Source organism: Fulvivirga ulvae, from assembly GCF_021389975.1.
GTDB lineage: Bacteria > Bacteroidota > Bacteroidia > Cytophagales > Cyclobacteriaceae > Fulvivirga > Fulvivirga ulvae.
The window spans coordinates 6,509,298-6,529,894 of record NZ_CP089981.1; the positions used below are offsets into that span (position 1 = coordinate 6,509,298).

Annotated in this window: 6 protein-coding genes; all 6 read right to left on the reverse strand. The window is 47.6% G+C overall.

The genetic code is table 11. From position 1 onward, the window contains the following. Positions 1-16 precede the first annotated feature (16 nt). The 6 genes from LVD17_RS26910 to LVD17_RS26935 all read right to left on the reverse strand — a co-directional run bounded on the left by LVD17_RS26910 (position 17) and on the right by LVD17_RS26935 (position 20,582). Positions 17-2,020, reverse strand: a complete 2,004-nt coding sequence (locus LVD17_RS26910) for an aminotransferase class V-fold PLP-dependent enzyme (protein ID WP_233763254.1) — start codon at positions 2,018-2,020, stop codon at positions 17-19. Between the two features lie 79 nt (positions 2,021-2,099). Continuing rightward, the gene (locus LVD17_RS26915) at positions 2,100-2,753 is read right to left on the reverse strand and encodes a class I SAM-dependent methyltransferase (RefSeq protein ID WP_233763256.1); all 654 of its coding nucleotides are present in this window, start codon (positions 2,751-2,753) and stop codon (positions 2,100-2,102) included. Between the two features lie 31 nt (positions 2,754-2,784). Further along, a complete protein-coding gene (locus tag LVD17_RS26920; RefSeq protein WP_233763258.1) occupies positions 2,785-3,942 on the reverse strand; it encodes a cysteine desulfurase family protein in 1,158 nt (385 codons plus the stop codon). 30 nt (positions 3,943-3,972) lie between these two features. Beyond that, a complete protein-coding gene (locus LVD17_RS26925) occupies positions 3,973-4,794 on the reverse strand; it encodes a C-GCAxxG-C-C family protein (RefSeq protein WP_233763260.1) in 822 nt (273 codons plus the stop codon). A gap of 143 nt (positions 4,795-4,937) precedes the next feature. After that, positions 4,938-18,770 carry an SDR family NAD(P)-dependent oxidoreductase gene (locus tag LVD17_RS26930; protein ID WP_233763262.1) on the reverse strand — a complete coding sequence of 4,611 codons (13,833 nt, stop codon included), beginning with the start codon at positions 18,768-18,770 and terminating at the stop codon, positions 4,938-4,940. 582 nt (positions 18,771-19,352) lie between these two features. Beyond that, on the reverse strand, positions 19,353-20,582 hold the full coding sequence (locus LVD17_RS26935) for a hypothetical protein (RefSeq protein ID WP_233763264.1): 1,230 nt from the start codon (positions 20,580-20,582) through the stop codon (positions 19,353-19,355). Positions 20,583-20,597: the final 15 nt, after the last annotated feature.

Here is a 20,597-nt window from a genome sequence, read left to right on the forward strand (position 1 = left end):
GAAAACCTGAAGCAAATCACTCAGCATAAGCATAAACCTTATGAATAGCCGTCTGGGAGAACTCTTCCAGTTCTTTCTGGAAATCGGTCTCGGCCTGAGCGAGTGCTTTCTTTTGTTCGCCATTGGGCTTTCTTTTGGCGTCGTTGGTCAGTTTGTTCAGTACCTGGATCAGGATTTCGATGTCTTCTTTGGTATTTTCAACACCTAAACTTACCCTTACTACGCCAGGGAGCTGGGTTTTGGGAGACACCGTAAGCACAACTCGCTGAACCTGCTCAAGTACCGGGCTGATATCAAGCAGGTGCTTAATAAGTAAGTGAGAGCAGTGGCAACCGTACCGTACTCCTATACCCCCCTTCTGGAACATCTCTTCGGCCAGCTTGTTGTGGAGGATGTCTTTTGTTTCAAATACAATAACACCAATTTTCTTATCGAATGAACCTGAATTCTGGTCGGTAATACCAAAAATCCTGATATTAGGTATTTTTGATAAACCATCTAATGCCATTTTGGTCAGCTTCTGCTCTTCCTCATGGATCACATCGAAACCAATTCTTCTCAAAATCACCAGGGCTTTGCCCAAGGATGCCACACCACCGATGTTTTCTTCCCCTGATGTACTGATCTGTCGCAATTCATCCGGCTTGTAGTTGAGCAGACCTTTTTTGGCCACCAGCACACCGGTACCAAATGGCGCATATACTTTATGGGCTGAGAATGCCATATAGTCGATATCGTCTTTTTCCATTTCAACCTTGCGGTGTGCTACTACCTGGGCACCGTCGACCAACAGGCGTGCACCATATTTATGTACAATAGGACTGATTTTATCGACATCATTGCAGGTTCCCAATACGTTGGAAGCACCACTTATGGCCACTACTTTGATACGCTTTTTGCCATGTTTGTGGTCCTGGTTGTACTCTCTCAGATGGTTTTCCAGCTCCACGAGGTCTACAAAGCCTTCAGCATTTACAGGTAGCCTTACCAGCGACTTCTTCGAAGCCATACGCCACGGCAGGTCGTTGGAAGAGTGCTCCAGCAATGAAATAAGCACTGCCGGTTCTGTGTCCCTGTCATTGGAACGGCCAAGGCTTTCGGACACAAGGTTGATGGACTCGGTAGTATTTTTGGTGAAGATGATGTCGTATTTATCCAGGGGAGCTCCAAGGATCTCGCTGCAAATGGCTTTTACTTCCCTGACCACATCCTGCTTTCTTCGCTCGGGCAGGCGCAATGCCTGGCGGAAAGTATTCCATATCGGCTGGAATGTAGGTGTACTGGCACTGTTGTCGAGATTAACAAAGGGCTTCTCCCCTTCCAGTGTAGGTACGATCATGCCCAGGCCTATCAGGGTTTTTCTGAGCTGCTCCATAAGTTCCACACCTGAGTACTGCTCCAATTCATCTTTGTAGAGCAATTCCGTTATGCCCAAATCTGTGCCCTGCAATTTTTTGAAGATATCTTTTCCGTACCGCTTTAAAAGGAGCAGTGCTTTGCTGAAGGCAATAACATTGACAATAGCTGGTGTACCTGCTTCGAATTTGTCTGGTCCGGTATTCCAGATAATCCAGCCTGCGGCCACAAGTCTGGCTGTTCCTCCTCCGCACTCTGTTGGTGAACCTTTGGGAAGGGCTTTTTTCTCTACGGCAACAGCAGTGATACCTAATGGTAAGCCGACTTCACGGCTGGTAATGGTTTGGTAGCTTCCTGGCTTGAGCAGGGAAATCAGTTCGGAAGTCCTTTTGGGTGAACAGAAAATAACAATGTACCTGTCTTTGTTCAGGCCCATGTATTCCAGCACTACACCTCTGGCGTGCTCATATAGTTGTGAAGATACCAATGAGTTGTGCCCACTTCCTCGATGTACGTTGGAATAAGTCTCAAGGGCAGCATACACTCCGCGTTCGAGCTCGGTAAATGCTCTCTCCGCTCCTTTATTTTCAGGCATGCCATTCTGCTTTTCTTCGAGTTGGCTTACATCCGCTGATGCGTACTCAGTTTGCTTAATTGTTTTCATCTGAATCTCTTTCGTTTTTTAATTATTAGTTGATTTTGGTCTGTACTTTCTATACTTAATCAGCCTCAGCCTGTGAGGCTTAATCTTTCTTTGCAACAATGAAATATTGTCTCCCGGTTTTTTGCAGGCACTCACTTTCTGTTATCCTGAAACCTCTGCGGGTGATTGCGTCCACCAATTCATCGACGCTGTAGGTTTTCAGGTTGGGTATCAGTCCGAGCTTGCTGACCAGGGAAAGGGCAATACCTGCAAATGACCTTTTGCCCATGCAGGGTGTCACGGAAATGAACAACCCTCCCGGTTTCAGCAATTCGTGAACCCTTCTCAATGCCTTGGGCATATCTTCCAGCAGGTGAAGCAGGTAAACGCCTAAGATCACATCATAAGTCCCCGGTTTGTATTGTGGGTCAAATATAGTTGTGTGTGTGTACTGAATGTTTTGAATATCCAGCTCATCGGCGTTGTTTCGGGCCAGCCGGATCATTTCCGATGAAATATCCATGCCATGGACGGTTTGTACATCTCCGGCAATCTCGTTGGCAAGTATTCCGGTGGCACACCCGAAGTCCAGGACTTTGTCCTGTTTTTTGAGGTGCCTCCTGGTCCGGTCAAGGATTTTCAAGCGTACTGCTTTATCCTTCATTTCTTCCTTATCGTACCCTCCGGCACTCTTGTCCCAGAATTTTTCGGATTTGTCTGTCGTCTCTTGCGAGGTATGGGGTTGGTTTTTCATGATCGCGGCCTGAGTTGGTTAAATTTTAGTTTTAAAGCTTATCATCCTCAATATACTGTTTAAGCACCTTTAATGTGTATTTAATGTGTTTCGGTTTCGTGGCGGTACCAAAGCTTATCCTGATAGACTCCTGTGCTGCTTCGTCTGACAACCCAATGGCTTTTAAAACATGTGAGGGTTTGTTAGAAGACGTGCTACAGGCAGAACCTGCCGAAACGGCAATGCCATGAAAATCAAGCATCTTCATTAACTCTCCGCTACCTATACCCGGGAAGGTCAGGTTGATGGTATTGGTCAAACAATTGTCCACCGGAGAGTTAATGATGATATCGCTTTTGATTGCTTTCAATTCATTGAGGAATGTACGCTTAAGAGACTCATTTTGCATTGAAAATGTTACAAGCTTATTCACATGTTTACAAGCTTCTCCAAAACCCGCAATGTTATGGATCGACTCAGTTCCTGCACGCATTCCTTCCTCCTGATGTCCGCCATGTATGTAAGGCTCTAAGGGACAGCTAATTCTGGCATACCAGGCTCCAATGCCTTTGGGGCCGTAAAGTTTGTGGGCAGAAAATGTGGCATAATCTACATCCAAATCTTTTACATTGATCGGGATCTTGCCCAGCGCCTGCACGCAATCAGAAAATACCAATGCCCCTTTGGCCCGCGCCATTGCGGCTATCTTTTTCACATCCTGGATCGTACCTATCTCATTATTGGCCAGCATGCAGCATACCAGTGAGGTCTTATCATCGATCATAGCGTCCAGCTCATCAAGGATCACACGGCCTGAGCTGTCTATCGGGCAATATTGCACATCAATACCCTTTGCCTTCAAATATTCCAGGGTATTCATCACCGACGGATGCTCTATGGGCGTAGAAATGATCTTGTTTTTATCAGGGTAGAAATGGTTGCTGACCGTTTTCAATATGGCATTATTGGATTCGGTGGCACAACTGGCAAAATACACCTCATGTGAATGCGCCCCGATGGCAGAAGCCACCTGCTCACGCGCTTTGTCAATGATCTGTGCTGACATTTTACCTTTGGCATAGCCCGATGAAGGGTTGCCCCAATAAGTTTTCAACACCCGGTTCATCACACTCCTCACGGGAGGTGCAATGTGGGTTGTTGCGTTATGATCGAAATAAACGTTACGTTTACCCAATAGCTGTTTTATCATGGCAATTATATTTTAAAATACTTGTATGGATTATAGTGCGGCAAGCGCATCGATGATCTTCTTACAACCTCCGTTTTTGATGTAATCGGAGTGATCATCTATATCTTTGAACTCTTTGCCGGTGATCTTGCTGCACATTACTTCGGAGTCAGTCTGCACGTAAAATGCTCTCAACATCTTCTTCTGCTCCTGGGCATCAAATGACGAGGCAGATTTACCGGGGTTTTTCTTGAGCCAGTCAACCATTTTGTACCAAATGGCGGCACTGAGTGCTCCACATTCCTTTCCACTAAGCCCAAGACCTCCGGCGTACCCGGCCACCATGAGCATTTCTTCATCTGTTCCCCCCATTTTTTTCACTACTTCAGAGGCGCAGCTTACTGATCCCGGGCAGAACTTGACCGTGTCGTCAGACAACCCTTCATCGGCTGACTTGATGGCTTCGGGTGCCCATTTTCCGGCAAGCTTCATACAGGTGAAGGCTTTACCGGTAAACAGTACCTTCAACGGGGCCAGTTTGCCTGAGAGGTCCATATCGGTGATATCGCGGCAGCTTATGGTGTTCGTTCTTTTGGTAAATGATTGCATCAGGTGCTGGGTGGCAGTAATGGCCATGGCTACAGCTGTGCCCGTGTCTTCGTTTCTACGATAAGATTCTGCCCCGGCAGCCAGAACGGCGCCACCTATCAGGCCGCATTGGTAGCCTCTGTTCAGTAGTCCGCCCGCAAAAGGAGATGCGGCTACCTCTGCAACTTCATTAGGTACACCGTACTCTTCATTGAGCAGTGAGCAGAATGCCGTACCGCATGTTCCTCTGGATAATACTTTGAGACCGTCTTTATAAGCTTTCATAATGAAAATTTTTAGTGAGTTATTTGATTAAGTATAGTTTACAATTTCGTCCGTTGTGTGCGTCAAAGGGCTGAATTGTATGGTTGAAAGATTTCTTTGTATAGTATATGATTCCATTTTAGATACCCTCTGCGTGGTTATGATCATACCGTAGAGAAGGTATCGTCCGCCTCTACAGCCAGATCGTCAGGCAGTTCGCCCTGCACTACTCCTGCCGGACTGAATGCCCTTACATAGAAGTTTTTGATGCTGGCCAGCACATCACCGGCTTCATTGATGATCTTGATGTTAAACTTTTTGATGTTGGCGTGTGCATGACCTTCGGCATTCACCTGCTCCACATAGGCATAGCAGGTGTGCGGCAATGAGCGGAATATCTCTATTTCGTCAATCGCGAAAGGTACATGAGGCACGGCAGCATCCATCTGCCCTACCAGGCCTGCCACCGTCTGCAAGGCACCATCCATGATGCTTGGATGGAGGATGAAGCGGTCAAAATCAGCTTTCAGGTGATCTGCCAGTTTCAGCTTTGACAAGGCAAAAGAGCCATTGACATAAAACTCCTGAATGGTTTGGAATGCCGAACCATAGTTAAAGCCTACCTGACTGAAAATATCATAGTAGTAAGCGCCATCCTGAGGCCCGGAGCACTGTGCTTTAAGTTGTTGCACGGAAATATTTTCAATGCTGGCTGCATGGCCATTCTGAAAATAGAGCCGCCCTTCAGAGTGTAATATTCTTTCATTTTCATCATCCAGCGAAGTGATCCTGAATTCGGTGCCGCTTCCGTTAGGCTTTAGCGAGGTTTGTACAAACTGAGCGCCATTCCTGAAACTTAGCGGGTGCGCCCACACGATATCTTTGATCTTGCTTACTTTCTGCTCTCCTGCCAGATTACCGGAGATATTGGCCATCTCTATGAATCCGGAGCCGGGGAAGATCTTTTCACCATTCACCTGGTGGTCCATGGCATAGAACTCGCTATCCGACAGCAGGGAGCTGAAGCTGATTTCCCTTAAGGTCGAAGAGTTATGTGAAACGAGCGGATGCAGTTGGGCCTGTTGGGGCTCTGCTTTTTGCTTCCTTCCGGTGGGCTGGTCTGTCACCCAGTGCCTTTGTCTGGCAAACGGATAGGTTGGCAGCGAAATACGTCCGGGTTTACTTTCTGCATATAAACCTTCCCAATCCACATCTACACCGGAAATCCATATTTGGGCCAGTTGATCCAGCTCTCCGGCCTCAAAAAGGCCCCGGATCTCTTCTCCGCGATCAGGCGCCCGCTTCCTGCCTTTGCGAGGGTCGATGGTAGCCTGATATACGTGGTCTGCGGTTTTCTGCTTTCTCCAGGTTTTCAAACGGTCGATAAGCTCTGCCCTGTCGGCGGCTACTACGGCCAGCCTTTCCGGCATAGCTTCCCGCCCAACCTGCAGAGTGAACGACAGGTCCGCCAGGCTTACGTGCTTTTCATTGCCTGCAAAGGTGAGCAAGCGGTCAGCATACTCTTGCAGGCGCTCGTTGTCTTTTGCTGAAAGCACGACCAGTTGGGGTATTTTCTCTTGGTTATGCTGCATGGGTTTAGGTTTTTTATATTCTTCGAGTATTAGGCACGCATTCACACCACCGGCTCCGAACGAATTGATGAGTGCTCTTCGCGGGGCACCAGGGGCCGGGTCCCATGGAGACAGTTGATGTTGAAGGTAGAATGGAGACTCTTTGAATTCAATATTGGGGTTTACTTCCTCTGAATTAATGGTCGGTACCAGTTGACAGTGCTTCATTTGTAACAGCACTTTGGCCACTCCGGCTATGCCTGCCGCCGACTCGGGATGCCCGATATTGGCTTTGACTGATCCCACCGGGGCAAACTGCTTTTTCCCGGTCTGCTTCCTGAAGGCATTGGTCATGGCTACGATCTCGAGGCTGTCACCCAACTGTGTACCCGTGCCGTGGCCTTCGATGTAGCTTATGGTTTCGGGGTTAACGTTGGCCTTGCGCAAAGTCTGCTCAATTAAATTGGCCTGGGCATTCGGGTTGGGCGCAGAGTATCCGTTAGACCTTCCGCTGTGGTCATAAGCACTTGCCGAAACCACTGCATAGATCTGATCGTTATCTGCAATGGCTTTGCTGAGTGGCTTCAGCAGCACTGACCCTACACCTTCGCCCGGTACAAACCCATCATCACCGGCACCGTAGCTAAAGCACTTTCCTGTGCGGGAGATCATGCGGTTTTTGCAGAATGAATGGTACTTCGACGGATGCAGGTATAAATTCACGCCACCGGCCACGGCCACCTGGCACTCTTGTTTTCTCAGGCTTTCACAGGCCAGGTGTATGGCTACAGACGAGGAAGAACACGCTGTATCTACGGGCATACTCGGGCCGTTAAAATCGAGTAAATAAGAAACCCTGTTGGCAATAGACCAGGGATGTGCGCTTGGCGTAGTGTTTCCATTGCTCCACTCCTCTGCGGCAAGCAGGTTGTATGTATTGGTAGTAACACCTACAAAAACCCCTACATTGGCGCTTTTAGCTTTAGCATGTTTCTTTTTCAGGCTTTCTTTGGTGTATCCGGCATCTTCTATGGACGACCAGACCGATTGCAGGAACAGCCTCTCCTGCGGATCCATTATCCTGGCTTCATCCGGAGTGATATTAAAAAACTCAGGATCGAATTTATCCACGTCATTGATAAAGCCTCCCCATTTGCAATAAATTTTACCTTCCCTGGCCTTTTCAGGATCATCATGATAGTAGGCCTCGCTGTCCCACCTGCTTGCGGGCACCACATCTGTGAGGTCTTTACCCTTTTTCAGGTTCTCCCAGTATTTGTTGAGGTCTTCCGATTGAGGATAGCTTCCGTGTACGCCAATAATGGCAATCGGCTCGGTATCTTCGTACCTGGTGGGCAATGGTGCTTCCTCCCTGATCTCTATCCGGTGATGCTCCACTACATGCACTTTTTCCTCGTATCGGGTAGTTTCCTGAGCTTCCTCTTCTACGTCATGATCCAGACCCATAAAGCTGATCAAAGCCTCTTTTTCATCAGCCACCATATAGGCAGCCAGTTCTTCTATGGTCGAGTATTCGTAGAATAAGGTCTTGGGCAGAGCGCCAAGGTCCCTTTCCAGATTAGCATTCAGCTTGCTGATCATGATGGAATCAATGCCGAAGGTCTCGAAAGGTTCGGTAGGGTCAATGCGCCCGGGCTCCAGGTTGATCTCTTCGCCGATCAAAGCCTTGAGGTAGGCCTCGGTCTTTTCAAGAAGTTCCTCAGCATCCATCACTTTGGCAGGGGCCGGCTTACTCTTTTCAACCTCTGTAACCATATGCCCAATGTAAGGCTTGATCCTTGATGAAAACCCGTAAAGGGGAACACCTTGTGCAAGGTCAGACATGAGGAATTCTTCGAGATACTGGATGCCTTCCTGCACAGGCAAAGGACACAGCCCGGCCTGTTGCTCGATCATAGCTACTTCCTCATCAGCAATGTGCATACCACCTTCTTCCCAGTAAGTCCAGTTGACGGACAGGGTTTTGCCGGTTCGCTTTTGGGCTTTGACCAGGCTTTCCCTGTTTTCTGCAAATGAATCAAGGAAATGGTTGCCATAGGCATAATCGCACTGCCCCACATTGCCCATCACTCCGGCTATGGAAGAAAACAGGATGAACACATCCAGATCCTCCTCACGGGTAGCCAGGTCAAGGTTAATGGTTCCGTAAATCTTCGGCGCCAGTACTTTGTCCATCTCCTCCCGGGACTTCCTGAGTATGAATGAGTCAATGTTGACTCCGGCACTATGAAGCACACCATTTACTTGCGAAAAACGTCCTTTTGCGGTTTTGACTACGTCTTCCATGTCTTCCAGGCTGGATGCATCGGCCTGTAGGTAAAGTATTTCGGTTCCGTATGCCCTGAGCCGCTCAAGTTTTGCCTCCTGAGCTGCTTTTAGTTCAGAGCGCCCGAAAATAACGAGGTTGCACTGATAGTTCTTAACGAGGTATTCACTGAAAACAAGGCCTAATCCACCTAAACCGCCGGACACAATGTAGACACCATTTTGCTTTAACGGCAATTTGTCCTTAATGCCCTCTATGCGGACATACTGGGCCAGTTCCCTGACATATCGGGTGTAGCCCTGCTTTTCTTCCCTGAATTTGTAGCGGACTTCATTTTTCTTCCAGTTTCCATCGTTGAATTCATCAACAATGATGCGGGCTTTTTCTTCGGTTGGCACGCTGACGTCCTCACCGCGCTGAACCTCAATAGTTTTACCGTGGTAGTGGGGATTCTCCAAAGTAAGCGTTTTAAAGAAGCCACCTAATGCGGCGCTAAACGGAGCCGCAACATCCTGACTATTGAAGATCGATAAAATTTGAACCGGTACCTGATGCTTTTGTGCCATCAATGCCTTGCAGAGGTTAAACAGGGCAACGATGCCGTGATTAAGCTGGCGGGTTACCTCATCTGTTTTTTCCAGACTGCCTGTATTCAGGGTCTGATGAACAACCCGGTAAGGAAGCTGATCTTTTTTGGCGAGACTCTCTATCAGTTGCTTAAAATGATCTTCCTGCTGAAGGTCAAGGGCGTATACTGATGGTTCAACCTCCTGAAATGACTTGCCTGACTTGATGAAAATTACAGGCTTATCTTGTCCATATTCTTTCTGTATGGCTTCTAAAAGTTCATCCGTAGCATTCAGCATGAGGATCGGACTTTTCTCCGGGGTTTCTTCTTCTGATATGCTCAATGTTTGCTCTACCCAGTGCGGCTGATAGTGCAGCCTCCTCTTTTTCTCTTCTTCCGGTTCGCCGTCAGTATCAATCTCCTGAACAACAAACTGATCCGTTGACAGCGAAAATGCCGGGGTTTTGATCCAGTACTGCTCTTTGGCAAATGGATAAGTAGGTAAGGAAACCCGCTTAGGCTGAGCATGTGGATAGAAAAGAGACCAATCTATGTCAGCACCGGAAATCCATAGCTTAGCCAGCTTTTCCAGATTTCTGGTCTCCATGATCACTTTCAGATAGGCCCGGCCTTCTTCCCCTTCCAGCAGAGCTGTGGCATCGGAGGGTGCGCTTTTAATATTGCCATGATAAGTGCCTTCCAGCTCATTTATTGATTTTTTAGAGCCTGTCTCTTGCTGAACTGTCAGCCATTGTCGCAGTTTTTCTTCCAGTTCCTGCGTGCTGGCTACTATTATGACCAGGCGCTCATTCATAGGGGTTCGTCCTACCTGAGCGGTGTATACGATGTCTGTCAGCGACGTCTTTTTGTTTTTGACCAGGAAGGCAAGCATTTTCTCTGCATACTTCAAAAGTCCATTTTGGTCTTTCGAAGAAAGCACAAAGGCCTGCGGTATGCTATTTTCGGGTTCGTTTGCCTGAGTGGCTGCCGTGTTATATTCTTCAATAATAAGATGGGCATTGGAACCTCCCGCTCCAAAAGAACTGATCCCAGCCCTTCTCGGGAACCCGTCTGGCTGATCCCAATCTGCCAATTCACGCTGTACATAGAATGGCGATTCACCGAAATTGATGTTCGGGTTTAATGTCTCTGCATGCAACGATGGCACCAGTTGCTGATGCTTTAACTGTAGCAATACCTTGGTTACGGCTGCAATTCCTGCGGCTGATTCCAGGTGCCCGATGTTTGACTTCACCGAGCCTATAGGGCAGAATTGTTTTTTTCCATTAGCCTCCTCAAAAGCTTTATTCAATCCTGTAATTTCAATAGGATCGCCCAAAGCCGTTCCTGTACCGTGAGTTTCAATATAACTCAGCGTAGCCGGATCGATGTTAGCCTTTTTCAGCGATTCGATGATCAGGTCGCCCTGAGCAACAGGATTAGGTACGGAGTAGCCATTGGTTTTCCCTCCATGATTGATTACGCTCGACTTGATGACGCCATAGATATGGTCACCATCCTCAATCGCTTTATCCAGGGATTTGAGTAATACGGCTCCTACACCTTCACCGGCAACATAGCCATCACCACCATCACCAAAACTTCTGCACCTGCCATCGCTGGCGGCAAAATTACCCTGGCTCAACACCAGGTATTTGTGCGGATGAATGGACACGTTGACACCTCCGGCAATGGCCGCCTCAATATCTCCTTTCCTGATTTCTTCGCAAGCCTGATGTATGGCGGTAAGTGATGAAGAACACATGGTATCCAGGGCAATACTGGGGCCATGCAGGTCTAAGAAATAAGATACCCTGTTCGCTATGGAAGCATAAGACGAACCCGGCACTATAGCATTGCCGGCCAACATAGCTTCAGCGCCATAAAGCTGGTACTGGCCATACATGACGCCTACATAAACACCAACGCGTCCCATAGCCGATATGCCCTTTTTGCTATATCCTGCATCTTCAATAGTCTGCCAGGCTGCTTCTATGAACAGACGCTCCTGAGGGTCTATTAATTCGGCCTCTTTAGGAGATATATTGAAAAATAAAGGATCGAATTTATCTACATCGGAAATAAATCCTCCCCATTTGCTGTAGGTTTTGCCAGCCTGATTGCGTTTAGGGTCAAAGAAACGTTTGGTGTCCCAGCGATCTTCAGGTATTTCGGTTATACAGTCTTTGCCATTCTTCAGGTTTTCCCAAAACTCATCCAAATTCTCCGATAATGGATACTTACCACTCAAACCAACTATAGCTACTTCCCTTGCCTTAACGTTGGTTTCATTCCCGTTGAAGCGGTTGCGGGAAGCCAGCGTGGGTATCACCGGTTGCTTTTTAGCAGCCGCCTGAGGAGCTACTACCGGAGCAGGAGCCACTGTGTTGCCTCCAACCTTCTCCAAAATGATCTGAGGATAGGATTTAGCAAGGAAGCCAGCCAGACTTTTAATGGTCTGATACTCGAAAAACAGTGTCTTGGAAAGTGATCCAAAGGTTTCTTCAAGCATGCTGGTCAGCTTCATGGCCAGTATGGAGTCTATACCATAGTTCTCCAAAGGTGCCTTGGCATCAAGCTGGCTGACCGGTATCTTCAGGACTTCTGCAAATTCCTTGCGCAGATAGGCTGCCGTTTTATCCAGCAGATTGCTGGCTTCTGCCTGAACGGCAGGAGTCGTCTCAGCGTTAATTGCACTTGGCGCCGGAGTGGCTTCTTCATGATTGATTTTGTCAATGTGAAGGATGCGGCGCATTTTCTTCAGGTCTCCTTCCATCACCAGCATTTGACTGCTCTGCAATGCCAGGCTACTGTAAAGTGCCGCTACGCCGGAAGAGGCCTGCAATGGCCGGATGCCTGTAGCCTGCTCCAGCATGTCTATGTTTTCCTGATCAATACTTAGATGACCATCTTTCCACAATGGCCAGTTGATAGAAAGTGTTTGCCCATGCCTTACCTTTTGCTCTGCCAACTGGTTACGGTAAGCTGCGAACTGATCCATAAAGGCATTAGCCGCGGCATAGTCTGCCTGCCCCACATTACCCATAGCGCCGGATAGTGAGGAGAAAAGGACCATGAAATCAAGTTCGACGTCTTTGCTGGCTTCATCAAGATTAACCGTACCCATCACTTTAGGCGCCAGTACCATGCGAACTTCCTCGCTCGTTTTCTTCAGAATAAAGCTATCTGAGATCATTCCGGCACTGTGAATGATGCCGTTAAGCTGTTTGTGTTCTTTTTTAATCTCAGTGACCAATGTTTTTACCTGATCCGGGTTATTGAGATCAAGCTTTTTATACGCTACCTGACCATATTCCACAGACAGAGCGGTTAGCATCTCCTGCTTTTCTTTAGTCAGTTCAGAGCGACCCGTGAGTATTACCTTTGCCTCCTGAGTGTGCTTCAAAATTTCTTCAGCAAACAAGATTCCCAAAGCACCCAGACCGCCGGTGATCAGATATACACCATTATCTTTAAGTACCGTTTTCGGTTCTGCTTGGCTTACTGATACTTCCTCCCATTGCAGAACGTGAGCAGTATCTCCCTGATATTTAATGAAAGACGCTTCCGGCCTGTGCTGTACTTTATGAAGCTGCTCCGCAAGTTCCTCTGCTTTGATATCAGACTTTGTCAGTATAACCTGACCTAATAGTTTAGGATTTTCCTGAGCTGCCGTTTTAAGCAATCCTGAAAGTCCTGCAAACAACGTCTGATCTTTGTAATCAGGTACCACCACCTGAATCAGGACTTTCCCTTCAGGTTTATTTTTTATAATATTTTGTATTTGCTCAAATACGGCCACAACATACTCGCTGTAACGGGCTGCTATGTTCCCTTTAGAAACTTTGAGCTGTAAGCAATGACTGTTATTCGTCAAACGCTCAAGCTCTCCGGCCTGGATAGCTGACAATTCGCAAAGTATGACGTGCTTTTGCTCAAATGCCGACTGTGATACTGGCAACTGCATGTCGCTGGATACCCAGACCGGCTTAGCCATTAAAGTGCCTCTTCCTTTATTTTGGGCATCAACAGCATCTACATTCAGTTGTCTGGACGACAGTCCTCTCATTTGGACACATACATTGCCTTCCTGATCACACAGGTCAATATCCAGCCTGGTGATGGTATCTGTAGGCTGGCTTCCTTTGGCATAGCGAACCCATGCATACATGTTTTCAGTCGCCGGAGCTATGATACGGATAGTGTCTAACGCAAAAGGGACTGAGGGCTGTGAAGGAAGTGTCGTAAGGTCTTCTAACAAACCAAAAGCTGATTGCAATGCACTATCCATCAGGCTGGGGTGCAACATGTAATCGTGCTGGTCTGACGCTACCGCTTTAGGCAACTTCAATTGTCCCAATAGCTGTCTTTCCCCCTGATAAAGCACTTTGATCCCCTGATAGGCAGGCCCATAGTTCAGACCCATAGAGGTAAAGAGCGGGTATAAGTTCTCTGCCTCAATTTTGCCTCTGGTCAATTGGCTTTTGAGCTCAGTAATATCCAGCGTCTGGCCTTCGGCATGGCTGGAAAATCTGGCTACTCCCTGGCAATGAACAACTTCCTGCTCATTGTCCCAACTGGAGATTTCAAAATTTATTTGTTCCCCTCCTTTTACAAAAAGGGCTATATCTACCTGCCTGTGTTCCTCTACCACTAAGGGTTGTGCCCAAGCGGTATTGTGCAATTCCAGCACTCCCGAACCCGGCTCAACGCCCGCTGCTCTTTCCACAGCCACTCGTGCCATTTCGAGGTAGGCCACTGCCGGCAGTATTTTAGCCGAATGTTCATTGCTGATTTTAACCTGATGGTCTGACAGGAAAAATTCCGCGCCACTAAAAGTGGAGCTATAGCTTTGCCTGCTAAAATCCGACGTGTTGCTATGCAGCAAAGGGTGAAGTGCAGAAGTCAGCTTTCCATTGACAACCCCCTGTCCGTTGTTCTGGATATCGATCCAATACCTGTCTCTGGCAAAAGGATATACCGGCAGACTGATGCGCTTCGGCTTATTTTCACCGTAGAATTTCGCCCAATCCAAATTCAGGCCTTTAGCCCAAAGGTCCAGAAGTTTGGACAGTTTTCTGCGTGAGATCCATTTGTCTACAGTTTGTTCAAAATCACTGTCTGAATTGAACAATGAAAGCGTATCGCTATCCTGGTCCGTTCGTCCCTGGTAGGTATCTTCAATATCCTCTTCTCCATCGATGTAGGCCTGGAGTTTTTCGATTAACTCATCTACCGAGCCGACCATTAAGCCAAGACGAACATCCATGGCCTCTCTGCCCACCTGTAGTGTATAGGCCATAGAAGCCAGGTCAATAGCTCCTACCTCTTCTTCCTGCTCTTTGGTTCTGGCATTTTGTAAGAAGTCGTAAAGATCGAGTGCTTTTTGTTTAAGCTGCTCTGGTGTTCTCGCCGACAGCGGGATGATCACTTTTGAGTCCGGGCTGGTAAATGTCACTGCCTGATTTTCCTCTGCCGGGGCAACATACTCTTCAATAATAAGGTGTGCATTGGCACCCCCTGCTCCGAATGATGACAAACCGGCCAAACGAGGCACGCTAACACCATCAATCACTGGTTGCTCCCAGGGCTTCAGGGTTTGGTTGACAACAAACGGGGTCTTGTCAAAATCTATATTGGGATTTAATTTTTTCGAATGTAATGAGGGTACAATACGCTTGTGCTTAAGCTGCAACAATACTTTGGTCAGACCTGCAATGCCTGCTGCGGATTCGCAATGACCAATATTGGACTTGGCTGACCCTAACTGGCAGAAGCCAACATCCGATGTTTTGCGCTGGAACGCCTGGCTCAGTGCAGCAATCTCAATCGGATCGCCCAACTTGGTTCCTGTTCCATGGGCTTCAATATAACTAACGTGACGAGGATCTGTGTGGGTTGCTTCCAACACATGGCTGATGAGGTTGGCCTGCGCCTGTGGGTTAGGCACACTGTATCCGTTGGTCTTGCCGCCGTGGTTAAGGGCGCTGCCTTTGATCACTCCATAGATATGATCGCCATCACGGACAGCCTCTGAAAGTCTTTTCAGTACCACTACGCCTACCCCTTCACCTGGGATGTAGCCCTCTCCTCCTTCTCCAAAACTCTGGCAATGCCCATCACTGGAGATGTATTGTCCTGAGCTGATCACCAGGTATTTATTCGGGTGGATGCTTACATTAACACCTCCGGCAATTCCCAGACTAGTCCTTCCTTCTTTCAGGTCCTGACAAGCGAGGTGGATGGCGGTTAATGATGACGAGCACATAGAGTCTACTGTCATGCTCGGTCCGTGCAGGTTCAGCACATAAGACACCCTGTTGGCAATACTGGCATAGCTTCCCGGAACGCCCATTCTTTTCCCGCTCTTGCTGGCTTCAATGCCGAAAAGCTGGTATTCACTATACATGACTCCGGCATAAACACCAACCTGCCCGGCCATGCCAAAGTCATGTGGCATTTGCAGACTGGTTTTGGTGTATCCGGCATCTTCCATAGCCATCCAGGCGTGTTGTAAAAACAACCTTTCCTGAGGGTCAAGGATTTCTGCTTCCAGCGGTGATATGTTGAAGAACAAAGGGTCAAATTCATCAACGCCTTCGATAAAACCACCCCACTTGCTGTAGTGATGGCCGCCTTTGCTGCGATCTTCACTGTAATATTCCCGCCAGTCCCAGCGGTCTTTGGGTACTTCTATGATGCAGTCCTTTCCATCGCGCAGGTTGTTCCAGTATGCTTCGATGTTAACGGACTCAGGATAGCGCCCGCTCAAGCCGATAATGGCGATCGGATCGGTATCCACTTTTCGTGAGTTATCCGCCCCGACTTCGATATGACGCTGACGTCTGATTGATCTGGCTTGTAATGTTTGAGCCTGAGTTTTGACAGGGGTTTCTTCGGATTTTTCAGCCGCTTTGATTTCACTGTTTTTGGTTGAAACAAAGAGTGAAGCCAGTTTAGCCGAATGAGATTTGATGAAGTAATCTGTAAGCTCTCGTATGGTCTGATACTCAAAAAAGAGCGTTTTAGGCAACGAACCAAATGTTTTCTCCAATTGGTTGGTCAGGTTCATGGCCAGAATAGAGTCGATACCATATTTCTCCAAAGGAGCATGTGGGTCGATCTTGTGTGCAGGGAGCTTAAATAACTCTGAGAGCTGCTTTTTGATGTAGTCCTGGGTTTTCTCCTCAAGGCTTCCGGCATCCATTTCAACCATCGGCTCATTCCCTTCGGTATCAGCTGGGCCGGCAGGCGTATTGATAATCTTTTCAGCAAAAAGGGCCTGGTGCAGTTGTTGCAAATCTCCTTCCATCACCAGCAGTTGGCTCTGAGGCAATTCCAGACTCCTGTAGAAGGTACTCAGGCCAGTTTCTGTACGCATGGGACTCATGCCCGTGCTCTGACGAAGAATTTCTTCTTTTGAGGCATCTATCTTCATGCCTCCATCCTGCCATAGCGGCCAGTTGATGGATATAGTTCTGCCTGTTCGCTCCCCGGCATCTGCTAAGTGATTGCGATAAGCGGCAAAATGGTCCATGAAGCTGTTGGCAGTAGCATAGTCGGCCTGACCGCTATTGCCTGTCATAGATGATATAGATGAGAACAGAACCATGAAGTCCAGGTCAATGTCTTGGGTGGCTTCATCCAGGTTATAGGCGCCAGTAACTTTTGGGGCAAGTACCTCACTAAATTCTTTGGAGGTTTTCTTTAGTATGAAGTTATCGGCCACCATTCCGGCGCTGTGGATGATGCCGCGAAGTTGTCCGTGTGCTTTCTTAAGGGCAGCAATGGTTTGCTTTACTGCTTTCAGGTCAGTAACATCCAACTGCTGATAGGTGACCTGACCTTCGGCGGCTCCAAATTCTTTGATTCCGGCTTGTCTCTCCTGCGTTAATGCTGATCTGCCGGTTAGTATAATTTTAGCATTTTGGGTCTGTTGCAGGATCTCTCTGACAAATATTTTACCCAGACCTCCCAAGCCGGCAGTGATCAGGTATACGCCGTTGTCCTTAAAGGCTATTCTCGATGCTTTGTGGGCTATTTCCTCCCAACCCAGAACGTTGCGCGTGTCTTCTTCGTATTTGACGATGGCATCCTTTGGTCTGCCGGCGCTTTCTTTCAATTGTACTGCCAACGCTTCTGCCTCCACCCTGGGAGAGGTAAGGATAACCTGTCCGATCAATTGAGGGTTTTCCAGCGCTGCTGTTTTCAATAAACCGGAAAGTCCTGAAAAAATGACTTTATCCTGTTCATTGGTGGTAACTACCTGAATAAGTACTTTCTCAGCAGGTTTATCTGCTAATATGGTTTTTACCTGCTCAAAGCAGGCCAGTGCATATTCATTGAACCGCTCAGCAATATTTTTGGTCTGCTTCGCCTCCAGATGCACAACTTTGGTTTGTGTTAGTATGTCCTCCAGTTGCTTTTCCTTCACTTCCGGCATCTCACACATGAGAACGTATCGATGTGAATAGTTTACTCCTGCATCGTCTGATGCACTAACCTCAGTGGAATGCCAGGCAGGAGCCGCAAGTATGGAGCCTTTTCCTTTTCTGGGTTCACCGGCTACCGCAATGTCTGTGTGAAGTATGCGGGAAGAAAATCCTCTCATCTGCACGGCTACGGTACCGTCTTTATAGCAAAGGTCTATATCCAGCTTGATGACTTTGTCATTGGGCTTGTTTCCTTCGGCATATCTCACCCAGGCAAACATCTCTGATTTACAAGCCTCGTAGACCTTCAGCGACTCGAGTGCAAAAGGTAACGAGGGCTGATCAGGTATTTGATCGAGGCCACCAAATAAGCCTATGGATGCCTGCAAGGCGCTGTCCATCATGCCTGGGTGGAGCACAAAATCTTCTGTGCCGGAGCTGTTCAGTCCGGGGAGGTTCAATTTCACCAGCAATTGGCCGCTGCCCTGGTAAATTGTTTTTATTGCCTGATGGGTAGGGCCATAATTTAACCCCAGCTTAGAATAGGCAGTATAAACTGGTCCTGATTCCAGTTTACCGGACTGCATTTGTGTTTTGAGCTTATCGAGATCAAGCTTAACTGCAGCGGGTTTGTTGATCAAAATGGCCTGTCCCTGGCAATGGATCGTTTCGTTGATATCCCCGTTTTCAACCACCTCAGTACTGTAGACTTCATATTGTATCTGGCCGTTGTCTATTTCTTTTTCGTCTGCAAACAGTGCGATGGTGACTTCTTTTGCCTCTCCGACGATTACGGGTTGGGCCCAGATGATATTGCGTAGTTCTATCGCTGATCCTTGTTGGGCAGGCATGGCTTTTTTGAAAGCTGTTCTGGCCATTTCGAGGTAGGCCACTCCGGGTAGCACCTTTTGTCCTTTGACTTCGTGGTCTTTCAGGAAAAACTCATTACCGGTAAAGGTAGAAGTAAAGCTCTGCTGGCTGAGGTCTGAGGTATTGGTGTGCAGCAAAGGGTGTATGACCGCAGGTTTGCCATTGGAGGCTGACCGGTGGCTGAATTGCCTGATCAGGTCCAATGCATTGGCTTTTGATAGTCTCTTGCTCTTCAACTCTAAAACTACATATTCTATGAAATCAATCATTTCGGTACTATCTATGAGGTTGTTGGTTAGTTAATCGTTGCTTTGTTTCTGGTCTGCGCGTTGGCGCTCTTGCCAGAGGTTGCTTATGTGTGCCAAAAGGGGTTGCTGTCTATGGTTAGGTTTTCCTATGGCACATTTTTTCTTGTTTGTTTATTCCCTGGGCTTATACTACGCTGTCGCTGAAGCTTTAGCATAGGCGCCCAGGGCTACAAAGATTTGACCCTTACAGGGTCGGGGTTATGGTTATTTGTCTCATTATTGAACGTATCACTATAGCAAACTGAACTAAATCGCGGCTTTACTAAACTTCCGTAAGTTTGGTAAAGCTTAACTGCTCCCATGCACTGGCAGAGGTAATAAGCTCCAGACAGTGGTTTACTTTCTGTGTGCATGATCTCTCTAGCCTGAGAACTGCTTGTGTGCCAAAAGGGATCGCTTTCTATGATTAGGCTTTCCTATGGCACATTTTTTCTTGTTTGTTTATTTCCTGGGCTTGTACTACGCTGTCGCTGAAGCTTTAGCGTAGGCGCCCCGGGATACAAAGATCTGACCCTTCAGGGTCGGGATTAAAGTTCATTCACTTTACATAAAAGTCTTTTCCGAGAGTGTTTCGCCTACTTCGCAGGTGGATAGAAGGTCTTCGCGTTCTACGGTTTTGGCAAAATACATGACGGCCAGTTTATCTGGTTTTGCCCGGAATACTACGGCTGAGTCCAGTGGGAAAGCTTGTTTGGCGTCGTATAATGGCAGGTGTAGTACCTGCTCGCAACCTTCCAGATCGTGGCTTTCCTGGAAATCGCTCCAGCTACTGATCAGGCTGACTTTGCAGCGCAGGGCTTCGCCGAATTTGGGAAGGGGCCTGGACGCGGCTGGTACCGGCAATCCTGCCTGAAAAGCTTTTCTGATCCCTACCGGGTTGTGGCTGGTGTCATTGTCAAATAGCAGGCCACCGGCGTAGTTTCCGGCATCGTCACGGCTGATGTCCTTTACCCAGCTTCGCAGATTAACGGCCATAATGCAGATGCGGGAGTCGGTCACTTTGGCAAAGCTTGAGCTGATAATGTCGTTGGTAGAGATATACTCAACCCCTGAATGTCCGTTCACCTGGTTTTTGGCAGAGGTGATCCTGTCGGGCTCTACATAAAAACCGTAGCATTTTGTCTTTTTACCAAAAAGGGCACCTTTTATCATGTTCATCACAAAGGGTGCGGAATGGAAAAATTTGAAGGACTTCTGCCCTACCACATCGGTAACTTTATTGGCGGCATCCTGCTTACGTTTTACTTCCAGTTGCTCTACAGGCCCGCTGGTAAATAGCTGATTAAAGATCCTGTAATAAGTATAGCCGTCGGCAACCATGTGTGAAATAGAGAAAATAAGCGCAAATCCATTTTCAGTATGCATATCGGGCACTATGGTAAGGCGGCTGATGACGCCGGGCTTATTGATAAGCTGACCTCCTTTTTCAATGATGGCAGATTTGGCCTCTTTGAACAATTCTTCGTAACCCATTTCCGAACCAACCTTAATGGTCGCCGGATGTGGGTGAAGGATCTGATGGATATGCTCGTCTGACAACGTGCCTGTCGGGTAGGCAAGCTGTACATTTTTGTGCTTTTTGTTTTTGATCAACCTTCCGGCCAGCCAGGGATTGACCTTTACGATTTCCTTCAATCTTGCCCTTACAAAATCTGTTGCAGGCCCCTTGTCTCCTTTATAAAATGTAATGGTGGTTATGCCGTTTTCGCCTTTGATGATCATGGATGATTCTTCATCCAGCAAGGGTATGATGGTTTCGCTATTACTTTGCATAGTTGGTTTATCTTA

Coding starts and splice junctions, on each gene's coding strand:
- LVD17_RS26935 (WP_233763264.1), bottom strand. CDS start 20,582: ATGCAAAGTAATAGCGAAACCATCATACCCTTGCTGGATGAAGAATCA.
- LVD17_RS26920 (WP_233763258.1), bottom strand. CDS start 3,942: ATGATAAAACAGCTATTGGGTAAACGTAACGTTTATTTCGATCATAAC.
- LVD17_RS26930 (WP_233763262.1), bottom strand. CDS start 18,770: ATGATTGATTTCATAGAATATGTAGTTTTAGAGTTGAAGAGCAAGAGA.
- LVD17_RS26925 (WP_233763260.1), bottom strand. CDS start 4,794: ATGAAAGCTTATAAAGACGGTCTCAAAGTATTATCCAGAGGAACATGC.
- LVD17_RS26915 (WP_233763256.1), bottom strand. CDS start 2,753: ATGAAAAACCAACCCCATACCTCGCAAGAGACGACAGACAAATCCGAA.
- LVD17_RS26910 (WP_233763254.1), bottom strand. CDS start 2,020: ATGAAAACAATTAAGCAAACTGAGTACGCATCAGCGGATGTAAGCCAA.